Origin of the sequence: Dactylosporangium maewongense (genome assembly GCF_039531485.1) — a bacterium.
Taxonomy (GTDB): Bacteria; Actinomycetota; Actinomycetes; order Mycobacteriales; family Micromonosporaceae; genus Dactylosporangium; species Dactylosporangium maewongense.
Genome location: NZ_BAAAQD010000034.1, coordinates 69,336 through 89,350, shown reverse-complemented (window position 1 = coordinate 89,350; position 20,015 = coordinate 69,336). Strand labels below are relative to the sequence as shown.

Sequence of the window (20,015 nt, the reverse complement as noted above, 5' to 3'; positions counted from 1 at the left end):
ACCGCACTCTACGGCCGTACACTTCGCCGGTGGCGCTCAGGAGGACGTACCGCTTCGTCGACGGCGAGCGGATCGAAGGCACCTGGCGGCCCATCTTCATCCGCAACGGTGACACGTACTTCCTGACCGAGCTGTTCGTCTTCGCCGACGGCGTCATCGACTGCTGGGGCTGGGTCGACCTCGACGGCCTGCGCGAGAAGCTGGCGTCCGGCTGGGTCGCCACGCGACTCGAGCCCGGCGCGGAGGCCAGCGCCCATGAGCTGGCGGGCTGGCGGATCGAGGAGCCGGAGATGTGGGTGACCGCCGAGGGCCTCCTGGGTGAGGTCGCCGACCTGATCGACGAGCTCAACGACCGGCCCGACTCCACCGGCCGCTGCCGGCAGGCGCTGGACCGCTACCTGGAGACGCGGACGGAGGCGGACCGGGTGGCGCTGCGGGAGGCGTACCTGGCCGTCCCGGAACACCTGCGGATGTTCACCCTGGGCGACATGGACGCGAAGGACTGGCCGCTGCAGGTGCTGTGCACCCAGGTCGGCGAGCGCACACCCCGCGGCACGGTCGTCACGCCGGCGATGCACGCACAGGCGGACGAGTACTTCGCCGACCGGACCAGGGCGGCGGCCCAGCTGCACGGCGGCCGATCCGTCGACGGCCCGCAGGACGCCACGGTCATGCTGGCACGGCTCCCCGGCACCTGGCCCCAGGCGCCGGACATCGATTGGCTGCGCAACGAGTACCCGGTGCCGGTCACCGTCGCCGGGTCGACGTACGCCAGCGCGGTGCACGCGTACTGGGCCCTCGCCACCACCGACGAGGCGGCCCGCCACGCGATCCGCGCCGCGGCGACGGCGATGCTCGCGGAACGGACCGCCAGGACCGCGCCGCTGCGCCCGGACTGGCCGCTCGTCCGCGCCGCCGCGATGCACACGGTCCTGCAGGCGAAGTTCACCCAGCACCCGGCCCTCGCCGACGTCCTCGTGGCGACCGGCGACGCCCGCATCGACTACGGCAGCGACTCCTTCGGACACGGCGGCGGCCCCGACACCCGGAACTGGGTCGGCCGCCTGCTGGAACTCGTCCGGTCGGAGCTCGTGGCCGAGCAGGCCGGCTTCCTCGGCTCCTCCCCGGCTGCCGGGTAGTCCCGCGCCGTGATCACGATGCGTCCGGTCGTCGAGGTGCTGGCGTGGCCCGCGGCGGCGACGGCGCCCTGGTCGAGGCTGGAGCTCGGGCCGTGGTGCACCGACGCGCAGGTCAGGCTGTTCGTGGCCGGGCAACCTCCCGGGATCCGACGACTTCAACAAGCACTTCCACGAGGCCCTCACCAAGCAGTGGGAAAAAGTGAAGGCGCAGCAGCACTGAGAAGGCACCGGTCGCGGATCATGTCGGGTGTGACGACGGATTCCGTGCCGCACGAGCGGCCTGTGGGCGACGCGATCAAGATCTGGTTCAAGTTCGTGCAGCGCGAGGGCTGGTTGCCGCATGACACCGAAGGCTTGTGGGCAACCCGGTTGAGCGAGGATACGGCTCGGGTGGACAACGTGGTGTTCCTGCAGAACGGTGTTGCGCAAGGTGACGTCGTCCGGTTCGGGACCGACGCCGAAGGTGTGCGGTGGGCGACCGGACGGGTGCAGGCATCCGGACATTGCGTTGTCCGTGTGCTTCCGGTGCCTTCCGGGCCGCTGGGCCCGAGCGCCCAGGCCGTCCACGCCGTGTTCAAGCGTTTCGGCCTGGGCGGCGAGGTCTTCAGCGCGGAGTTTCCGCTGGTGGCGTTCGACGTGCCCGTCGACGCCGACTTCGGAGAGATCAAGCGGGTGCTGGTGGAGGGCGAGTCGAACGGCTGGTGGAAGTACGAGGTGGGCTACGGCACTGACCGCTGGTGGAACGCGTAGGCCGACGCGTTCAACTACCGGGGTCGCGCGGGCCAGGCGAAGCGGGACCGTCCCCTCGGAGGAGTGGCTGCAGGTTCCGGATGATCTTGTCGAGCTGGTGTCTGCCGCCTGGGTCCTAGAGCGTGTTTGAGAAGTGGCTTAGTTGTCGTCGGGCCAGCGCCAGCGTTCCTGGCGGGTGGCTGGTCGGCCTCGGGCGATGCGGCTGCTCATGGTGCTGATGGCGGCCCAGCGGATGATGGCTTCGGAGGTGGCTGGGTCGCGTTCGTAGTCGCGGGCCAGGCGGCGGTGGGTGGTGAGCCAGGCCAGGGTGCGCTCCACGCACCAGCGGCGGGGGATGACGGCGAAGCCACGCTGATCTGCGGGTTTGGGCACGATGTGCAGGGCGGTGCGGACGATGGTCGCGGCCCATTCGACGAGCTTGCCGGCGAATGCGCCGTCGGCGTAGACGAACCGGATCGGTGTGGCCAGGTACGTGCTCAGCAGGGTGGTCCTGGCCCCGTCGCGGTCCTGGACGCTGGCGGCGAGCACGACTACGACGACGAGCAGACCGAGCGTGTCGGTGACGATGAACCGTTTCCGGCCGTTGATGCGCTTGCCAGCGTCGTAGCCGCGGCTGTCGCGGCCGACGGTGTCGGCGCCCTTGACGCTTTGGGAGTCGATGATTCCTGCGCTGGGCTGGGGGTTGCGGCCCTGCTGTACCCGTGCCTGCTCCCGCAGCGTGGTGAGCATCGCCTCGGTGACCGCTGCCTCTTCCCACTGCTTGAAGTACCAGTACACGGTCTGCCACGGTGGGAGGTCCGCCGGCAGGTACCGCCAGGCGCAGCCGGTCCGGACCACGTACAGGATGCCGTCCACAATGGACTTACGTGGATGTTTCTCCGGCCGGCCAACCTGTTTCGGCGCCGGGAGCAGCGGCTCCACCAGCGCCCACTGCTCATCGGTCAGGTCCGAAGGGTAACGCCGCAGCCGAGACATCCGGCCACCATGGCGGCATCGACATCGGTAGTCACGCCGGCGCGCCGCCGCCCCACACGTGTCCGACCTGCTGGGGGGGCATTGTCGCGGAGTCGTGCTGACGCCGGCTACCCGGCGGTGCGGTTCTTCCAGACGGTGCGCTCCGCGTCGGGCGGGATCCAGGGGCCCGGCTCGGTGGCCCAGCCGGCGTCGTATCGCCGCACCGCTTCGACGAACTCCGCCGGCGGCCGGTAGTCATGCGCGGTGACGTAGTGCCAGACCAGCGACGGCGCCGCGAACATCACGCCCGGCCCGGCCGGCACCCTGATCTCGTCAACCGCCAGCCACCCCCGGCCCAGCCGCGGATCGGTGATGATGTCCGTGCCCGGCGGGCAGAACTCGCAGTCGTGGCCGCCGCGCGACAAGTTGACGCACGGGTCGCCGATGACGTCGAGCAACGCGCCGGCGAACCAGTCCGGGCCCGGGCCCCGGTCGAACGGATGTGACGCGTCCAGCCAGCCGACGTTGCGCCGCTCGTACTGCGGGCGGTAGTCCAGCCTGCCCCATTCGTACCAGATGGTGTCGTGATCCCTGTACGAGTACGCATAGGGCGTCAGGTCCGCGAAGTAGGCCACGAGACAAGGTACAGCGTCGGGTACGGAAGCGTCCGACGAGATCGGCCAGGCGGGTCGAGACCTGCTCCTCGATCAGGTTCAATGGGCAGCGCCGCAGCCGAGACATCCGGCCACCTTGGCGGCATCGACGCTGGCGGTTACGCAGGCTCGCCGGCCAAACTAGAGCACTTCTCAAACACGCTCTTACACACGGCTTCTCATCGGTCTGTCGTTTTCTGGTTGGCGTTGCATGTCGCGGTTCGGGTGGCACGGGGGCAGGGTGCGTAGTTGCCGGGCGTTGGGCCAGGCGAGTTCCTCAAGATCTGCACCGCGCCGCTCGGGATGTCTTGGCTTCGAGGTGGTGGCGTGGGGGTTCTGAAGATTGCGCCTCGGGCTGGTCGCGGCGATTCGGGATGGTCGCTGCGCGGTGGGTTCCAGATAGTGTTTGCCGGTGGATGGTCTGGAAAGCCAAGCTCGCCCGAGCGGGCATATTGATCTTGACTTGGTCGATGATCCGTTGTCGCGGCGGCCAGTTGGGCTGCGGCGGCGTTGGACGTCGTTGCGGGTGTCCGCGTCTGGCGTCGTGGTGCTGGTCCTGATAGGCGCGTTGATCGGCGCGGCGTTCGGACGCGCTTGGACGCGGTGGGAGCAGCGAAAGCTGGATTCTGCGCGCGTTTCGTTGTTCGTTGCGGTAGCGGATCTTTCGACGACCACGGGCTCCAACGGCCGGGTCTCGATGGAGGGAAGCGTGGCGGTCGCGAACGGTGGCCCGCTGCCGGTGGAGGTCTCGGGTCCTGCGAGCGGGAACTTTCGGGTGTGGGGTCAGCAGCGGGTCGCTGCGGCTGGGGCTGCGCGGTTCCCCGCGAGCGTGGTGGTTGTGTGTGCCGCCGGCGTCGAGCAGCAGCCGCTGCCGCTTGCGTTGGTGGTGGTCGCGGCCGACGGCGAGCGGCGGTCGGTGGAGGTGAAGGTCGAGTTGGTCGGGACCTGGAAGGAGATTGTGGCGCAGGACTGTCAATTGCCGAGTTGAGGACGCATGTTCTGCCGTCATGTCGGCTGCCCTGCTGGCGTTGGCGGGGCCGCGAGCAGGACCCGCGCCAACTCCAGACGACTCTCGTAGGCCACGAGCCCGCCAGTCGTCGCCGACCAATACCAACCCGAGTAGAACGTGCGCCCCTTGTACCACCGGAACTCACGCACGGGCCGGGCCGCGAACAGCTCCGCTGGCGACACCCTGCCAAGCGGGGCACCAACCGGGTCGTCACCAGCAGCGGGACAGTACCTCACCTGCACCGGCGACAGGCGGTCTTCCAACTTGACAGACATGGCCGAATAATCGACCGGAAGGAATATCGAACGCCCGAGCCGCGCCGAGCGCTTCTCAACGGAATGTCGCAAAGTGACAGACCGAGTGACAGATCGATGAGAAAGTGCAAGATTCATCGAGAACCTACACGAGTGACGTCAGGCGACGGGGGCGCCGGCGGTCCTCATGAAGGGGACGGGGTCGATGGCGTTGAGGCGGGTGGCGGGGCGGCCGTAGTGGACCTCGAAGTGCAGGTGGGGGCCGGAGGAGTTGCCAGAGGTGCCGACGTGGCCGATGGTCTGGCCGGCGGTGACCTGCTGGCCGACGGTGACGTCGGGCTGGCGGACCATGTGGCAGTACCGCGTGACGATGTCGCCGGCGTGTTGGATCTCGACGTACCAGCCGCAGCCCTTGATGCTCGGTGAGCCGTCGACGTCGCAGGACGGGCCGGAGGTGTTGCACACGACGGTGATGACGGTGCCGGCGGCGGCGGCGCGGATCGGGGTCTCGCGGGCGGCCATGATGTCGATGCCGTCGTGGGTGGGGCGGGAGACGGTGCGGAAGCCGCTGGTGCCCTTGCCCGGCACGGGGTTGACCCAGGTGCCGACGGGCACGGCGCCCGTGGGCGGCACGATCAAAGACGGCGTGGCCGATGGTGTGACCGACGGCGACGCGGAAGGCGCCGGGGTGGGGCAGGCGGGGACGGTCTTGCGGCGGGAGACGTAGGCGTCCGAGACGTAGGCGCCGCTGGTGAGCCGGTCCCACCGGTCGGTGGTGCGGACGCGGCCCTTCGTCTTCGGGCCCCGCACGGAGCAGACCAGCGACAGCTTCGCGCCGTTGCGCAGGCTGCCGACGGCGGGTGCCGCGGGCGTAGGGGCGGAGCGCACCGCCAGCTTCACCTTGCCGGAGGAGACGGTGCCCGGCACGGACGAGGAGGCCGCGAGCGCGGTTGAGCCGAACGCCACCAGGGCGGCGCCCGTCAGACCCAGCACCGTCAGTTGCCGCCGCATGCACCACTCCGTCCGTCGCCGGTCACGTCACAAGTGAGCGTGCGGGCGGCGGGGTGCGGGACGGTTGCTACAGCGTGGTGAAGAAGGAGATGGCCGCCGTCAGCGCCTGGTCGGTGAGCACCGGGTCGTGGCGCGGGCCGACGTCGCGCATGAACGCGTGCTCGCCGCCGGCGTAGACGTGCAGCTCCGCGTCGTGCATGCCCGCGTCGTACAGTGCGGCGATGATGCGCAGGCGGGCGTCGGCGGGCACGTGCGGGTCCTGCGAGCCGAACACGAGCATGAGCCGCCCCCGGATCTCGGCGAGGGAGCCCAGGGTGCCGGCGTCGGGGTCGGCGCCGAGCGCACCGTTGTGCAGGCCGGTCGGGTAGAAGCAGACCGTCGCGGCCACGCGCGGGTCGAACGCCGCCCGGAACGCGAGGTGCCCGCCGATGCAGAACCCGGTCGCGAACAGGGTCGTCGTGTCGGGGCGTCCGTCGAGGTACGACAGGACCGCCACCCGGTCGGCGTCGAACGAGGCGGTCGTGGTGGCCGCCGCGCCGGCGAGGCCCGCCTGCTTGCCCGCGTCGTCGAACTCGAGCGCGACGCCGGCCAGGTCGCCGTGCGGGTAGATCTCGGGGACGCAGACGACGAAGCCGGCCGAGGCGAGCCGCCGCGCGGTCCGCAGCGTCGACTCCGTCAGCTGGAAGATGTCGGTGTACAGCAGGACGCCCGGCAACGGACCGTCGCCGGAGGGCCGCAGCACGACGGCCCGGACCGGCCCGCCGGGCGCCGGCACCGACACCTCGTCCTCACGCAGCTTCATGCCGGTGACCTTACGCGGCGCCGTCCGGCGTGATGGTCAGGACCGGCCGCTCCGGCGCGGCGAACGCGGGTCCGGCCTCGACCTTCCACCGCTGGTGCGGGGTCAGGCCCGGCACGACGTCGCCGGCCTTCAGGCCGCGGCCGTCGATCATCGAGGAGGCGGTCGCCGCCAGGTACGCGGACAGGGCCTCCGGCGGGAGCGCCCCGCACACGCACTGCAGGTCGGGCAGGCCGAGCGGGCCGAGCCCGAGGGTGTCCAGCACGTACCGGCCGGTGACGTCGTGGTGCCGCACGTTGACCACGCCCACCTCGGAGCCGGGTGGCGTGGCGAGCCGGCTCGACGGCCACCAGACCGCGACCGGTGCCGTGTCGTCGGCGAGGGTACGCACGACGGCGGTGAACGCCCGCACCCGGTCGGCGGGGGCGAACGACGTACCGAAGATCTCGGTGACCGTCACCGTGCGTGTCACCCCGGCCATCACCTCCGCCGCGTCCGCCCAGCCGCGGGTGTGGGCGAGGTCCCGGCGGCCCTGCGACACCGCCGGCCGTCCGAAGCTGACCAGGAGCCGGATCGGGTCGGGCGCGGTGAGCTCCGGGAAGCCGACCATGTACCCGCCGCCGCGGCTCGTGCCGTCGGTGAGGGTGGCGGACGGCCAGTACCGCCGCAACGTGGCCGGCGAGGGGCGCAGGCGCACCGCGCCGGTGTAGCACAGCTCCGCCGCCAGTCCAGCGCTCATCGGGTCCCTCGGGCTCGTCGGGGTGGCTCGCATCATGCCACGCCGGCGCCGCCGGGAATGCGATGGCGGCGCGTGGCGGCCCGGTCGATGATGGCCGGGTGACCGCCGTCTCCGGGACCCGCCTGGCCGTGACCGTGGTGCCACCGGCGCACCCGCGGGCGCGGGAGGCGCTGCGCGCCTACTACCACGACATCGGCGGGCGGTACTTCGACCGCCCGATGACGGAGGCGGAGGTCGACACGATCCTCACCGAGGACCCCGACGAGGACCTGCAGCCGCCGACCGGCTGGTTCTGGGTCGCGACCGTCGACACCACGGTCGCCGGCTGCATCGGCCTGCGGTACGTCACCGAGGACGGCCACCGGGTCGGCGAGCTGACCAGGGTCTACGTCTCGGACAAGGTCCGCCGGCAGGGCCTCGGCGCGAGGCTGATCACCGTCGTGGAGCAGCAGGCCCGCACCGAGGGTGTCACGTCCCTGCGGCTGGACGTGCGCACCGACCTGGTCGAGGCCCGCGCCCTGTACACGCGGCACGGCTTCCACGAGGTGCCCGCGTTCAACGACAGCCCGTACGCCGGCCACTGGCTCCGCAAGTCCCTCCAGTGACCGGGTCTCGGTGGCACTGGGTGCGGTTGCACAGCAGCTGAGCCATCTCTCCCGTCCTGACGTTCGTCCGCGGAAAGCCCTCGATGCAAGGGTTGGTTCGGCTCGTACCGCGGACCGCCGAGGCGATGCCATGGGCGCTACGCGGGGCGTGTGAGGCGGGCGAGGTTGCGGCGGGCGGCGGTTGTTTCGGGGTGGTGGGGTCCGTACCGCGTGGCGTACGCCTCGGCGAGGTCGGTGAGTGCGGCGGTGGCGTTGGTCTCGTCGCCCTGCAGCAGCATGATGCGGGTCAGGCCGGCGAGCGCGGCGAGGTGGTGCGGGTCGAGGGGATCGCTGAGCTCGGTGGCCCGTTCGTAGGCGCGGTAGGCGCCCATCAGATCGCGCTGCTCGCGCAGCACCATCGCCAGGTCGTTCAGAGCCGGCGGGGTCGTGGCGGCCTGTTCGGAGAGGGTGCGGGCGGCTCGCAGGTCGCCGGTGGCGAGGTGGGCGGTGGCGGGGTCCTGCGGGGCGGACTGGCGCCGGGCGATGCGCGCGTCCGGGTGGGACGGGCCGAACAGGTCCTCGTACAGGGCGGCGACCGTGTCGTGGTGCGGGGTGGGGTCGGTCCTGGTGACCCCGTTCAGGGCGGCGACGGTCTCCGGGTCGGCGTCGCCGAGCAGCCGGCGGCAGCGTTCGAGGGTGTCGCGGTAGCGGGCGGCCGCCGCGGCCCGGTCGCCGTGCGTCAGCAGCGCCGCGGCGAGGCCGTTGGCGGCGGCGATCGTCGGTGGCGCGTCGTCGCCCTGTTCGCGCTGGTTCAGCTCGTACGCCTCGCGCCACACCGCGACGGCCCGGCCGGTCTCGCCGAGGGCGAGGTGGGCGGCGGCAAGGCACTGCTGGAGTTCCGCGGTGAGGTCCCCGCCGCCCCGGCGGAGCGCGCCGGCGAGGCGGGTGGCGGCGCCGGCGTGGTCGCCGCGTCCGGCCCGGTCGAGGGCGTCGGTGTACAGGTCGTGGACGGCGTCCTCGGTGCGCCGCTCCGCCCGGCGGGCCCGCACCTCGCGCCACTTCAGCCAGGCGACGCCGGCGGCGAGCAGCGCGACCACGGCCAGTACCCACGGGCCGAGGCCGTCGACGAGCGCGGCGACGAGGCACGCGATGGTGCCGCCGGCGACGAGCGCCACCAGGACCGTCAGGACACCGTCGCGCCGCCTCCGCATCGGGTCATCATGACCGCCGGTGCTGCCGTGGGCCGACGGCTGCGTCGTACATCCGCCACCGACGCTGTCCGGTCCGCAGCAGGGCGACGGCGGTCGATCTCGCGAGGCCGGCCGCCCGCGAGGGTGGTGTGGCGTCACACCACGGCCGCGACGAACTCCTCCGGGTCGACGGTGCCGGGCCGGTCGCTGACCTGACCGTCGCCGAGCTCGATGACCCGCCACACGCCGTCGGACCGCAGCGCCAGGTCGACCGTGACGAACGGCAGGCCCAGCGCGGCGACGAGCGGCGCCACGGCGGCCAGGTCGAGATCCGCGGGCGGCAGGTCGTGCGGCGTGTCCGGGTGCGGGCCGACGAGCCTGCACGCGCCGCCGACCCACCAGGTGCGGACCTCCGCCTTGCTCAGCTCCTCGAACCGACGCAGCACGAACCCGCCGGTGAACTCGTCGTCGCGCAGCTCCCGGAACCGTTGCGCGACCGTCCACGCCGCGGCGGTGTCGGCGAGGTCGGGGATGAACGCGGCCTCGTGCCAGTGGTGCTTCATCGACTTCGTGTAGTCGCGCAGGACCGCCGCGCCGTTACCGAGGTCGCCCGCGGCCCGCTCGAACGCCTCGCGCCCGTCGCCGGCCGTCCACACCGAGCGTGGGGTGACGTCCGCCAGGGCGGCGTACCAGCCGGGGAACTCATGCGCCTGCCGGTACTGCGCGGCGCTGGTCCGCAACGTGACGCCACGGTCCCGCAGGGCCCCGGCGAACGCCGCGTACTGCTCGGAGCGCAGCATCCAGCCGCGGTAGACGGCCTGCCGTTCGCCCGCCTCGACGCGGGCCACGGCTCGCCGCGCCCCGTCCGGCGTGCTCAACGCGTCGTGGTCCACCACCGCCACGTCCAGGCCAGCCTCGCGGGCGGCACCGGCCTCCGGGGCGAAGTGCCCGTCGGGTCGGCGGGAGCGCAGCGGATCCGCCGGTACCAACACCATCGTCGACATCTGGATACCGTACGCGGATGGTCACACTCGAGTTCACCGCCGACGCCGCCGAGTTCCTCGCCGCGGCCGGGGACCACCTGGCCGCCGACCCCGTCCTGAACACCGTCGTGACCGCGAACGCGCACAAGCCCCGCACCTGGCCCGACGGCGGCCCGCCCGCGCACTTCTGGTGGCTCGTCGCACGCGACACCTCCGGCGCGGTGGTCGGGGCGGGTATGCGCACCGCCCCGATGGCGCCGCATCCGCTGTACCTGCTGCCGATGCCGGCGGACGCCGCGGTCGAGCTCGCCCGTGCCCTGCACGCCCGCGGCGAGGAGACCCTGGGTGTCAACGGCTCGCTGCCCGCCTCGCAGGTGTGCGCCGCCGAGCTGGCCCGCCTCACCGGTGGCCGGGCCGAGGTCCTCATTCACACCCGGCTGCACGTGCTCGGCGAGCTCGTCCCGCCGCGACCCGCGCCGGGCCGCCTGACCCCGGTCCCCGCCTCCGCCGTCGACCTGGTCGTCGAGTGGGTCACCGCGTTCATGGGCGACGCCGACGAGCAGGCCGGTCGCCCCCGCGGCACGGGTATGCACGCCATGCCCGACCGCCAGGAGCTGCTGCGCCGCATCGACGACGGCCTGCTCTGGTTCTGGCTCGACGGCACCGGCCGGCCGGTCAGCCTCGTCGGCGCCACCGCACCCACGTACGGCGTGGTCAGGATCGCCCCCGTCTACACCCCGCCGGACCAGCGCGGCCACGGCTGGGCCAGCAACGCCGTCGCCGAGGTCTCCCGCCACCTCCAGTCCACCGGCGACCGCGTCTGCCTCTTCACCGACCAGGCCAACCCCACCTCCAACAAGATCTACGCCGCCCTCGGCTACCGCCCCGTCGTCGACATGGCGAACTTCGGCATCACCGGGGTTGTCCGGAGTTGACCGCCCGAGGGGCGTCGCCCCTACCGGACAACGACGGATGCCCGCATGGTCGGAAGGGTCGCGGCGGACGACGCCGCGCTTTCCGAAAGGAACCAGCCGTGAAGCGACTCACCCAGGCGCTCGCCGCGCTGCTCGTCACGGCGGGCCTGGCCGGCTGCACCGGCCAGCCGCAGGCCGCCCGGCGGGTCGCCACGCCCGCGGCACCGTCGCCGGCCGCCACTGCCGAGTGCCGATGGTCCCCGGTCCGCCCCGGCAACCAGGTGATCACCAAGGACGTCGGCACACCGCCGGCCACGGTCCCCAGCGGCACCATCGCGACCATGACCTTGACGACCAACCTCGGCACCATCGAGATCATGATGGACGCCAAAATCGCCCCGTGCGCGGTGGCGAGCTTCGCCTACCTGGCCGGCAAGCAGTTCTTCGACGGCAGCCCCTGCCACCGCCTGGGCACCACGGAAAGCCTGTCCATCCTGCAATGCGGCGACCCGTCCGGCACCGGTACGGGCGGCCCCGCGTACCAGTACGCGGAGGAGAACCTCGGCCCCAAGGCCGGCTACCTCCGCGACACCGTGGCCGTGTCCCGCTGGGAGGACCCGGGCACCAGCGGCAGCCAGTTCTTCATCAACTACGCCGACAACCCGGGAATCCCCGCGAACTACAGCCTGATCGGCATCGTCACCAAGGGCATGGACATCGTCAAGCAGGTCGCCGCCGCCGGCGTCGTCCCCGAGACCAGCTACCACGGCGACGGCCCCCCGAAGCTCGCCCTGACCCTGCAACACGTGACGGTCGCCTACGTCTGACACCCGGCGCCGACCCGGTCACCATTCCCGCCACTCGTCGGTGATCTCGTGGCGGGTCATCCGATGACGGCCGGCCAACGCGTCCACATCGATCCCCGCCTCGTCCAGTACGGCCTCGATGTATGCGCAGAGCTCCTCCCGCTCGCCGGTCTCGTACGCCGCCTCGCCGAAGCGCGCGTTGACCGCGTTGAGCGCCTTCACCGTCCGTTCGACGACCTCGAAGATCTCGGTGTCCGTCGCCGGCTCCCAGCGAGCGTTCACCAGGCCGGCCACGTCCGCCTCGAAGCGCGCCAGCACCTCGTCGGTCTGGCCGAGCATGTCCTCCGGGAAGAGCTCCGCCGCGTACGCCACGCCCGGGTCGAGCGTGCCCGCCGCGATCGCGGCGGCCTGCGCCGCAACACGCCCCCGCCACTGTGCCGTCGGCCGCTCCGCCATGATCGACAGGCTAACCCGCGCGGCGGGCGAGGAGGTAGGACTGGGGGGTCGACTCGCCGTGTTCGGCGGGGCGGGTGGCGCGGAAGAGCGTGGTGAAGCCGGCGGTGGTGAGGTGGTGGGCCATCTCGTCGGCGGGCAGCCAGTACGCGTCGAACTCGACGCCGGCGGTGCGGCCGGCGCGGCGGAGGGTGCCGTCGCCGTCCTTGAAGGCCGTCACCAGGTGGCCGCCCGGCTTGACGACGCGGGACAGCTCGCCGAAGGCGGGCGCGCGGTCCTCGGGGGCGAGGAAGATCAGCGAGTACCAGCAGACCACGCCGGCGAGGGAGGCGTCGGCGAACGGCAGGTCGCGCAGGTCGGCGACGGAGAAGGGGAAGCCCGGGTGGTCGCGCCGGGCAACCCTGACCATCTCCGGGGACAGGTCGACGCCGTGCGGGGACAGGCCTTGGGCGGACAGGTAGGGGGCGAGCCGGCCGGTGCCGCAGCCGACGTCGCCCACGTCGGGGCCGAGGTCGGCGGCGAGGGTCAGCTCGCAGAACAGGCCGAGCACCGCCCGCTCGACCGGCATCCGGTCCAGCTCGCCGGTCAGGTTGTCGGCGTAGAGCTCGGCAAGGACGTCGTGGGCGGCTCGCAGTTCATCGGTCTTCGCATCCACGGACGAACCTTAGCCGCCCGGGGTGGACGCCGTCTGCGACGCTGGGGCGCATGACGACGCCGGCGCCGCGGCCGACCCGCGCGGAGCTCGAACGGTGCTTCGTGGCGGTGCTGGACGGCACCCGGTCGCGCGAGGACGTGGCCGCGTGGGCGGCGCCCTGGCACGCGCGCCCCGACGCGGGTGTCGCCGCCGACCAGGTGGTGTGGCTGGCGCTGTCGATGCTGTCCGGCGTCGACACGCGGATCGTCCCGGACGGCCCGTACCTGCACCCCGACGAGCAGGTGCGCCAGTGGCTGGACGCGTTCCGGCAGGTCCGCGCCACCTCCCCCGACCCGTGAGCGGGTCCTCCCCTACGATGGCCGCGTGTACCTGCTTGAGCTTGCCTTCGACGGGAGTCCCGACCGGCTGGCGGTGCGGCCCGCGCACCGGGAACGGCTGCGGGTGTTGCACGAGGCCGGGCGGGTGGTGATGGCCGGGCCGTACTCGGACGAGACCGGCGCGCTGCTGCTCTTCGACGTGACCGCCGAGGAGTTCGAGGCGATCATCGACGACGACCCGTACTACCGCGCGCCCGGCGTGACGATCGTGCGCCGCCAGGAGTGGGTCCCGCTGTTCCGCTGACCGTCACGACGAACGGTCGACGGGCAGGCCGAAGGCGGGGACTGGGCGACCGGCTCGCCGCCGCACCCGTCCGTGAGGGCGCCACCCCGCTCGGCTCGCATCCCTTCGTGCACCTGGTGCACAGCGACCCGTTCGGAGGCACCGTCCGGCGGTAACGTGTGGCGATGGCGGCGCGGGAGTCCGGTCGGGGCGCGACGGTGCTGTCGGCCGTCGCCGCCGTCACGTACTTCCTGCTGGCGAGGTACGGGCCCGGGTGGTGGCGCGGCGCGCGACTCGACGGCGTGGACGCGCCGCTGGATCTCGGCTGGCTGCACAACGGGTTCGCGTGGCTGGCGCAGTACGCCGGGGCGGCGCTGTCCCTGCTGTTCGGCGCGGCGGCCGTGCTGCTCGTGCTGGTGGCGGTGGCCGGGGTCGACTCGCCGCGGCTCGACCGGGTCGTCGCCGCCGCCCGGACGGCGCCGGCGCTCGCGTTGCTGGCGGTGCCCGCCCTCGCCGTCGCCTGGTTCCTCGCCACGCAGGTCGCGCTGCTGGTCGCGCCCTTCCTCGGCATGTATCACGGGGAATACCACCCGGCCGTCCCGTAGCGGCTAACTTGTAGCTCAGCGTGTTGGAGCGGATACCAGGAGTGCGCGGTGCGGGTGGCGGCGTGGGCTGTGGCGGTGGTGGCGGCGGCCGGTCTGGTCGCGCCCGCCCATGATGTACGGGCGGCGGCGCCGACGGGTCGGCCGAACGTGTTGCTGCTGCTCATGGACGACGCGCGGACCGGGCAGACGTTCGCGATGCCGAAGGCGCTGGCGTGGCTGCGCGACCACGGGCGGGAGTACCCGAACGCGATGGTCAGCACGCCGAGCTGCTGCCCGAGCCGGGCGACGATCCTGTCCGGCCGGTACGCGCACAACCACGGCGTCACGCAGCAGGGCGCGTCGGCCGGTTCGACCGCGACCGGTCGCTGCAGCACGAGCTGCACACCGCCGGATACCGCACGGCCGCGGTCGGCAAGCTCTTCAACGCCTGGGACATCGCGCGACGGCCGCCGCACTTCGACGACTGGGCACTGACCGGCGGCGGGTACACCGGCGCGGACTTCGTCGTCGACGGGCTGGAGACCCGCGCGCCCTACGCCACCACGTTCATCGGCGACCAGGTCGGCCGTTACGTCGACCGGTACGAGCGCGACGACCGACAACCGTGGTTCATCTACGCCGGCTTCACCGCCCCGCACGCGCCGCAGGTGCCGGAGCCGCGCTACGCCGGCGTGAGCTACCCGTGGGACGGCAACCCCGCGACCCGCGAGACCGACCGCGGCGACAAGCCCGCGTACGTGCGCCGCTTCAACCGCACCCAGGAGGAGGGCGCACTCGAGCGGCAGGCGATGCTGCGGACGCTGCGCTCCGTCGACGACGCGCTCGAGTCGATCCGGCGCCGCCTGAAGGCCGACGGCGAGCTGGACGACACGCTCGTCATCCTGCTGTCGGACAACGGCAAGCTGTTCGGCGAGCACCGCCTGCCGGAGAAGTTCATGCCGTACCTGCAGGCCGAGCGCGTCCCGCTGCTGATCTCGTGGCCGGGGCACATCCCCGCCGGCAGCGACCGCCGGCTGGCCGCGAACCTCGACATCACCCCGACCGTGCTCGCCGCCGCCGGTCTCACCCCGTCGTTCCAGGTGGACGGGCGCGACCTGCTGGCACCCGGCGACCGTCGGGCGCTGCTCACGGAGTACTGGCGGGACCCGGCCAACGGTGCGGGCATCCTGTCGTGGGCGTCGACGGTGGTGCCGGGACGCTACCGGTACACGGAGATCTACGACGACGCGTTCACCGTCACCGACCGCGAGTACTACGACCTGGCCCGCGACCCGTGGCAGCTGACCAACCTGCTCCAGGACGGCTCGACCCGCCCCGCGCTCGCCGCCGCCCTCGCCCGCCAGCGGACCTGCGCGGGCCGCGACTGCCCCTGAGTTGCGGCGCTCGCGTATCGTCCATTCACATGAGTCGATTCTTAGCGAGGGCGGCCGTCGTGGCCGGCATCCTCGCGATCACGCTCAACCCGGTGGCCGCCGGTGCCGCCACCGTCCCGACGGCCGCGTTCTCCCAGGACAGCACGTGGCCCGCGGGCTACGTGGGCCGCATGACCGTCACCAACGGCGGCGCGACCGCCCTGACCTGGCGGGTCGAGTTCGACCTGCCCGCCGGCACGACCATCGGCAGCTCCTGGGACGCCACGGTGACCCACTCCGGCGGCCACTACGTCGCCGTCGGCGCGTCGTGGAACGCGAGCCTCGCCCCGGGCGCGTCGACCAGCTTCGGCTGGGTCGCCGCCGGCCAGGGCACGCCGCAGGGCTGCCTGCTCAACGCCGCCCCGTGCGACGGCCGCCCACCGTCGCGCGACGTCCGGCCGCCCTCGACCCCGACCAACCTGCGCGGCACCGCGCAGGCCAGCACGTACGTGCTCACCTGGTCCCCCTCGACCGACGACCGCGCCGTCACCGGCTACGAGATCTACTCGAACACCTCCACCGCCCCGATCGCGACCGTCACCGGCACCAGCTACAGCATGCCGACGCCCCCACCGGTGGTGATGTCGTTCGGTGTACGGGCGATCGACGCCGCCGGCAACCGCTCCCCCTTCGCCACGGTGGGCCTGGGCACGCCGCCGGACACCACCGCACCCAGCCAGCCGACGGGCCTGGCGCTGCGCGGGGTGACCGACGGCTCCTGGACGGTCGTCTGGACCGCCTCGACCGACAACCAGTTCGTCGCCGGCTATGAGGTCGCCCTCAACGGCACGGTCATCAGCCTGGTCGGCAACACCACCGCCTACGTCCCCTACACCGGCTACGGCACCTACTTCGTCGCCGTCCGCGCCTTCGACGGTGCCGGCAACTTCTCCACCCGCGCCCAGGTCGGCATCGCCGTCGACCCGCCGCCCCCGCCGCCGCCCGGCTCCTGACCGTCGTTCACGGGGCGCGCGCCACCGCCGCCGCGCGCCCTCAGCCCCCTCCGTTCAATGACACTGCACGACCCCCCTGACGCGCCCGAACTCCCCGGCGACCAGGTCCTGCCGGCGGATCCAGTAGTACAGCCGGCCGACGTCCCCCCACATCCACCCCGTGACGTTGTCGGAGTCCACCTGCAGCAGCAGCACCCAGTCGCCGTCATCCGGCCGTGCGGGGTCCTGGATGAACTCCGGCCAGCCGAGGACGCGGTGCATCGGCGCCTCCGCTCTCCCGTACAGCGCATCCATCCCGGCGGGCTGCCGCTCCCACAACGGCTGGACGACCGCCTCCGACTCGTCCGGGATCGTGAGCACCCGCCGGCCCGCGCAGGCCACCGCCGGAAAGGTCGCGGCTCCCTCCGGCGCCGCCACCGGCACCGCGCTCCCCGCGTCCACCATGACGACCCGCCACCACTGCGGGTCGCTCGGGTCGTTCTCCCACCCGCCCATCTCCACGGCGTCGTAGAAGAACGCCAACAGCATCCCCGCCGGCAACGCGTCCAGCCCGAGGGCCTCGTTGACCTCGTCGCAGTCCAGCTGCACGATCAGCGACAGCGCCCGCCCGCCGTCCGTCCGCGGCCAGACGAACCGCTCGTCCCCGAGCGCGACCCCACCGAGCCGCGTGCCCCGAAGCCCCTCCCCGCACGCCGAACCGCACGCCGAACCGTCCGCCGGGCCGCACGCCGAACCGCACGCCGGGCTGTGCGTCAGGCGGACCGACGGCAGCGCATGCGCCATCACCGCCGCCCACAACGCCTCATCGTCGCCGCCATCGACACCGTCACGGACCTCGGTCATGCCCGCCGTCCGTCTCCGGCCGCGGCCGGGCCGCCGGCTGGATCGCAGCACGAGGGGCGGCTCAGCAGCACTGGCCGACGCCCCAGATGCGGGTGAAGTCGCCGGCGGCGAGGTCCTGGGAGCGAATCCAGTAGTACAACGTGCCGACGTCACCCCACATCCAGCCGGCGACGTCGTCGGAGTCGACCTGCAGGAGCAGCACCCAGTCGGCGACGCCTTCGCGGAGCCGCTCCACGCGCGGGTCGCCATAGCCCTCGGGCCCGCCGACGGAGATGCCGTTGGCGGCGAGCTGACACTCCAGCTGCATCGGGCCCTGCACCGGCTCGGGCCAGCCGAACACCCGGTGCCTGGGCGCCTCGTCCTTCGCCCCGACGCGGTCATACAACCGGCTCACCGCGCCGCGACCGTGCTCGCGCAGCCGCTCCACGGCCGGCTCCCACCTGTCGGGGACCGTCAGCACCCGCCGGGGCACGCACGCCACAGCACCGAACGCTTCGGTTCCTTCCGGCGCCACCACCGGCCGCGCCGTCGCGGCGGCGGACACGACCACCCGCCAGTGCTGCCGGTGGCCAGGGTCGTAGCCCCAGCCTTCCATCTCGACGGCGTCGTAGAAGAACGTCAGCAGCGCCCCACCCGGCAGCACGCCCGGCCCATCGCCGCCGAGCGTCGCGTTGATCTCGTCGCAGTCCAGCTGGGCGATCACCGACAGCGCTCTGCCGCCATCGGTCCGCGGCCAGACGAACCCGTCCCCGGCGAGCGCGTCCCCGCCGAGCCGCGTGCCCCGCGAATCCGGCGCGCACGCCCCGCCGCCGGTCAGCCGGACCGACGGCAGCACGTGCGGCGCGAGAACACCCCAGAGCGCTTCGTCCCCGCCGACCTCTTCCCGAAGCTCGCTCACGTGTCCTCTTCCTCGTCGTACAGCGCCATAAGCCGCGGCAGGCGGCGCCGCATCTCGGCCTCGTCGTCGAAATCGAACTCCCAGTCCGGGTCGAGGTCGGGATAGCGGATGGTGAAGTCACGGGCGGGCAGCTCGTCGCCGCCGGTCTGGTCCCGGTACGCCTGCCAGACGACAGCCAACACGTCCTCGCACTCGAGGTCGTCGCACTCGGCGGCCGCCGCGACGACCGCAGGATGTGTCGCGAGGCTGTCGGGGTCGGCGAGCGCCCGCTCGAACGTCTCCCTGCCCTGCGTGATCAGCCATCCCCGGAAATACTCGAACCCGTCATCGGACGCGCCGCCGTTGATGACGTAGGCGGCGGCCCACAGGCCGGCCCGGTAGGACACCGCCACCAACTCGTCGAACGGCCGGTCGAACGCCGCGATCACGACCGGCGGACGCGCGCCGAGCAGCCGCACCATCGCCGCCGCGACGTCGTCGGCGGACGGAGACCCGCCCAGGCCCGCCCTCGCCTCGTCGACCAGCCGCCACACGTCCTCCACGCCCGGCGGTGACGCCTCGGTCCGGCTCACCGCTCCTCCTCGCCGTCGTGGAGCGCCATGAGCCGCGGCAGGCGGCGCCGCATCTCGGCCTCGTCGTTGTAGTCGAAATTCCAGTCCGGGTCGAGGTCCGGAATCCGCACCGGGTCGGAAGTCCGGGGCACGTCCTCGCCCGTGACGGCGCGATAGGCGTCCATCACGACACACAGGACATCCTCGCCATACAGGTCACCGACCCCGGCCACCGCCGCGATCACCTCGGGATGGGTGGCCAGGCTGTCGGGGTCGGCGAGCGCGCGCTCGAACCATTCCCTGCCCTGCGCCACGAGCCAGCCGCGGAAATAGTCGAAGACGTCATCGGACGCGCCGTCGTTGATGATGCACGCGGCGGCCCACAGGTCCGCCCGGTAGGACGCCGCCAGCAGCTCCTCGAAGGGCCAGTCGAACGCGGCGATGTCGGTGGGCGGCCGGCTGCGCAGCAAGCGCACCACCGCCGCCGCCACGTCCTCGGCGGACGGCGACCCGCCCAGGTCCCCCCGCGCCGCGGAGATCAGGCGCCACACGTCCTCCGCGCCCGGCGGCCGCGCCTCGGCAACCCTCACTGCTCGTCCTCCCCGTCGAAGAGCGCCACGAGCGCCGGGAGGCGCCGGCGCATCTCGGCCCTGTCGCCGTAGTCGAAATTCCAGTCAGGGTCGAGGTCGGGGATCCAGACCGTGTCGGGATAGGGCGGCACCTCTTCCTCGCCGGTGACGTCGCGATAGGCGTCCATCACGACATACAGGACCGGCTCGCCGTCGAGGTCTCCGCCCCCGTCCGCGGCCGCGGCCACCGCGGGATGGGCGGCCAGGCTGTCGGGGTGGGCGAGGGCGCACTCGAACCAGTCCCTGCCCTGCGCCACGAGCCAGCCGCGGAAATAGTCGAACCCGTCGCCGGACGCGCCGCCGTTGATGATGCACGCGGCGGCCCACAGATCCGCCCGGTAGGACACCGCCATCAGCTCGTCGAAGGGCCGGTCGAACGCGGCGATGCCGGCCGCCGGACGGGAACTGAGCAACCGCACCATCGCCGCCGCGACGTCGTCGGCGGACGGCGCCCCGCCCAGGTCCGCCCGCGCCTCGTCGACAAGCTGCCACACGTCCCGAATCCCCACCCCACCGCTCATGCGCACATCATGCCCGCGGGGTACGACAGTTTTCACAGCCTCCTTTCACGGCGCCGCCGTTGACGAGGGACGGTCGAAGTGAGCGCTCACATCGACGTTGACAAGTACGA

26 protein-coding genes are annotated in these 20,015 nt (G+C 72.5%); 12 read left to right on the top strand and 14 right to left on the bottom strand.

The features are described 5' to 3' along the window. The first annotated feature begins 29 nt into the window (after positions 1–29). Both ABD332_RS50955 and ABD332_RS50950 read left to right on the top strand, forming a co-directional pair. Complete coding sequence (locus tag ABD332_RS50955) at positions 30–1,139, top strand: DUF7638 domain-containing protein (protein ID WP_344512772.1); 1,110 nt, start codon at positions 30–32, stop codon at positions 1,137–1,139. Between the two features lie 240 nt (positions 1,140–1,379). Beyond that, on the top strand, positions 1,380–1,889 hold the full coding sequence (locus tag ABD332_RS50950; protein ID WP_425552419.1) for a DUF4265 domain-containing protein: 510 nt from the start codon (positions 1,380–1,382) through the stop codon (positions 1,887–1,889). Between the two features lie 138 nt (positions 1,890–2,027). Here the strand turns inward: ABD332_RS50950 and ABD332_RS50945 are convergent, their stop codons facing one another. Both ABD332_RS50945 and ABD332_RS50940 read right to left on the bottom strand, forming a co-directional pair. After that, positions 2,028–2,864: an IS5 family transposase gene (locus ABD332_RS50945; protein WP_344512768.1), complete on the bottom strand. Its 837-nt coding sequence runs from the start codon at positions 2,862–2,864 to the stop codon at positions 2,028–2,030. A gap of 107 nt (positions 2,865–2,971) precedes the next feature. Then, complete coding sequence (locus ABD332_RS50940; protein WP_344512766.1) at positions 2,972–3,478, bottom strand: DUF7919 family protein; 507 nt, start codon at positions 3,476–3,478, stop codon at positions 2,972–2,974. Between the two features lie 430 nt (positions 3,479–3,908). On the opposite strand from ABD332_RS50940, the gene ABD332_RS50935 reads away from it, so the two are divergent. Continuing rightward, positions 3,909–4,484 carry a hypothetical protein gene (locus ABD332_RS50935; RefSeq protein ID WP_344512764.1) on the top strand — a complete coding sequence of 192 codons (576 nt, stop codon included), beginning with the start codon at positions 3,909–3,911 and terminating at the stop codon, positions 4,482–4,484. 434 nt (positions 4,485–4,918) lie between these two features. On the opposite strand, the gene ABD332_RS50930 is transcribed toward ABD332_RS50935, so the two are convergent. The 3 genes from ABD332_RS50930 to ABD332_RS50920 all read right to left on the bottom strand — a co-directional run bounded on the left by ABD332_RS50930 (position 4,919) and on the right by ABD332_RS50920 (position 7,308). After that, complete coding sequence (locus tag ABD332_RS50930; RefSeq protein WP_344512762.1) at positions 4,919–5,770, bottom strand: M23 family metallopeptidase; 852 nt, start codon at positions 5,768–5,770, stop codon at positions 4,919–4,921. Between the two features lie 67 nt (positions 5,771–5,837). Next, a complete protein-coding gene (locus ABD332_RS50925) occupies positions 5,838–6,572 on the bottom strand; it encodes a dienelactone hydrolase family protein (protein ID WP_344512760.1) in 735 nt (244 codons plus the stop codon). Between the two features lie 10 nt (positions 6,573–6,582). Next, complete coding sequence (locus ABD332_RS50920) at positions 6,583–7,308, bottom strand: DUF4261 domain-containing protein (RefSeq protein WP_344512758.1); 726 nt, start codon at positions 7,306–7,308, stop codon at positions 6,583–6,585. A gap of 98 nt (positions 7,309–7,406) precedes the next feature. Here ABD332_RS50920 and ABD332_RS50915 point away from each other — a divergent pair, with 98 nt between their 5' ends. Further along, a complete protein-coding gene (locus ABD332_RS50915) occupies positions 7,407–7,913 on the top strand; it encodes a GNAT family N-acetyltransferase (RefSeq protein ID WP_344512756.1) in 507 nt (168 codons plus the stop codon). A gap of 137 nt (positions 7,914–8,050) precedes the next feature. Here the strand turns inward: ABD332_RS50915 and ABD332_RS50910 are convergent, their stop codons facing one another. After that, complete coding sequence (locus ABD332_RS50910; protein WP_344512754.1) at positions 8,051–9,103, bottom strand: tetratricopeptide repeat protein; 1,053 nt, start codon at positions 9,101–9,103, stop codon at positions 8,051–8,053. Positions 9,104–9,237: 134 nt separating this feature from the next. After that, positions 9,238–10,086 (bottom strand): ATP-grasp domain-containing protein, encoded by an 849-nt coding sequence (locus ABD332_RS50905; RefSeq protein ID WP_344512752.1) that lies wholly within the window; start codon positions 10,084–10,086, stop codon positions 9,238–9,240. Between the two features lie 17 nt (positions 10,087–10,103). Between ABD332_RS50905 and ABD332_RS50900 the strand changes: the two genes are divergently transcribed. After that, a complete protein-coding gene (locus tag ABD332_RS50900; protein ID WP_344512750.1) occupies positions 10,104–11,000 on the top strand; it encodes a GNAT family N-acetyltransferase in 897 nt (298 codons plus the stop codon). A gap of 98 nt (positions 11,001–11,098) precedes the next feature. Beyond that, positions 11,099–11,806: a peptidylprolyl isomerase gene (locus ABD332_RS50895; RefSeq protein ID WP_344512748.1), complete on the top strand. Its 708-nt coding sequence runs from the start codon at positions 11,099–11,101 to the stop codon at positions 11,804–11,806. 18 nt (positions 11,807–11,824) lie between these two features. Here ABD332_RS50895 and ABD332_RS50890 read toward each other — a convergent pair whose 3' ends face one another. After that, positions 11,825–12,241: a hypothetical protein gene (locus ABD332_RS50890; protein ID WP_344512746.1), complete on the bottom strand. Its 417-nt coding sequence runs from the start codon at positions 12,239–12,241 to the stop codon at positions 11,825–11,827. A 10-nt stretch (positions 12,242–12,251) separates the two neighbouring features. Then, a complete protein-coding gene (locus tag ABD332_RS50885; RefSeq protein ID WP_344512744.1) occupies positions 12,252–12,893 on the bottom strand; it encodes a class I SAM-dependent methyltransferase in 642 nt (213 codons plus the stop codon). 50 nt (positions 12,894–12,943) lie between these two features. On the opposite strand from ABD332_RS50885, the gene ABD332_RS50880 reads away from it, so the two are divergent. From ABD332_RS50880 to ABD332_RS50860, 6 genes are all read left to right on the top strand, one after another. Continuing rightward, positions 12,944–13,231: a hypothetical protein gene (locus tag ABD332_RS50880; protein WP_344512742.1), complete on the top strand. Its 288-nt coding sequence runs from the start codon at positions 12,944–12,946 to the stop codon at positions 13,229–13,231. A gap of 25 nt (positions 13,232–13,256) precedes the next feature. Continuing rightward, positions 13,257–13,514 (top strand): YciI family protein, encoded by a 258-nt coding sequence (locus ABD332_RS50875; RefSeq protein WP_344512740.1) that lies wholly within the window; start codon positions 13,257–13,259, stop codon positions 13,512–13,514. Between the two features lie 164 nt (positions 13,515–13,678). Next, positions 13,679–14,098, top strand: coding sequence for a hypothetical protein (locus ABD332_RS50870; protein WP_344512738.1), 420 nt, complete (start codon positions 13,679–13,681; stop codon positions 14,096–14,098). A 162-nt stretch (positions 14,099–14,260) separates the two neighbouring features. Continuing rightward, positions 14,261–14,572, top strand: coding sequence for a sulfatase-like hydrolase/transferase (locus ABD332_RS60295; RefSeq protein WP_425552418.1), 312 nt, complete (start codon positions 14,261–14,263; stop codon positions 14,570–14,572). Beyond that, positions 14,464–15,471 carry a sulfatase-like hydrolase/transferase gene (locus tag ABD332_RS50865; RefSeq protein ID WP_425552417.1) on the top strand — a complete coding sequence of 336 codons (1,008 nt, stop codon included), beginning with the start codon at positions 14,464–14,466 and terminating at the stop codon, positions 15,469–15,471. The genes ABD332_RS60295 and ABD332_RS50865 overlap by 109 nt, the downstream gene beginning before the upstream one ends. Before the next feature lie 29 nt (positions 15,472–15,500). Then, complete coding sequence (locus tag ABD332_RS50860) at positions 15,501–16,463, top strand: cellulose binding domain-containing protein (protein ID WP_344512734.1); 963 nt, start codon at positions 15,501–15,503, stop codon at positions 16,461–16,463. 54 nt (positions 16,464–16,517) lie between these two features. Here ABD332_RS50860 and ABD332_RS50855 read toward each other — a convergent pair whose 3' ends face one another. The 5 genes from ABD332_RS50855 to ABD332_RS50835 form a co-directional block, all read right to left on the bottom strand. After that, positions 16,518–17,306, bottom strand: coding sequence for a YwqG family protein (locus ABD332_RS50855; RefSeq protein WP_344512732.1), 789 nt, complete (start codon positions 17,304–17,306; stop codon positions 16,518–16,520). 61 nt (positions 17,307–17,367) lie between these two features. Continuing rightward, entirely contained in the window at positions 17,368–18,204 is an 837-nt protein-coding gene (locus ABD332_RS50850) for a YwqG family protein (RefSeq protein WP_344512730.1), read from the bottom strand. Then, positions 18,201–18,776, bottom strand: a complete 576-nt coding sequence (locus ABD332_RS50845; RefSeq protein ID WP_344512728.1) for a DUF4240 domain-containing protein — start codon at positions 18,774–18,776, stop codon at positions 18,201–18,203. Before ABD332_RS50845 ends, ABD332_RS50850 begins: the two co-directional genes overlap by 4 nt. Next, on the bottom strand, positions 18,773–19,345 hold the full coding sequence (locus ABD332_RS50840) for a DUF4240 domain-containing protein (protein WP_344512726.1): 573 nt from the start codon (positions 19,343–19,345) through the stop codon (positions 18,773–18,775). Before ABD332_RS50840 ends, ABD332_RS50845 begins: the two co-directional genes overlap by 4 nt. Further along, positions 19,342–19,905: a DUF4240 domain-containing protein gene (locus ABD332_RS50835; protein ID WP_344512725.1), complete on the bottom strand. Its 564-nt coding sequence runs from the start codon at positions 19,903–19,905 to the stop codon at positions 19,342–19,344. Before ABD332_RS50835 ends, ABD332_RS50840 begins: the two co-directional genes overlap by 4 nt. Positions 19,906–20,015: the final 110 nt, after the last annotated feature.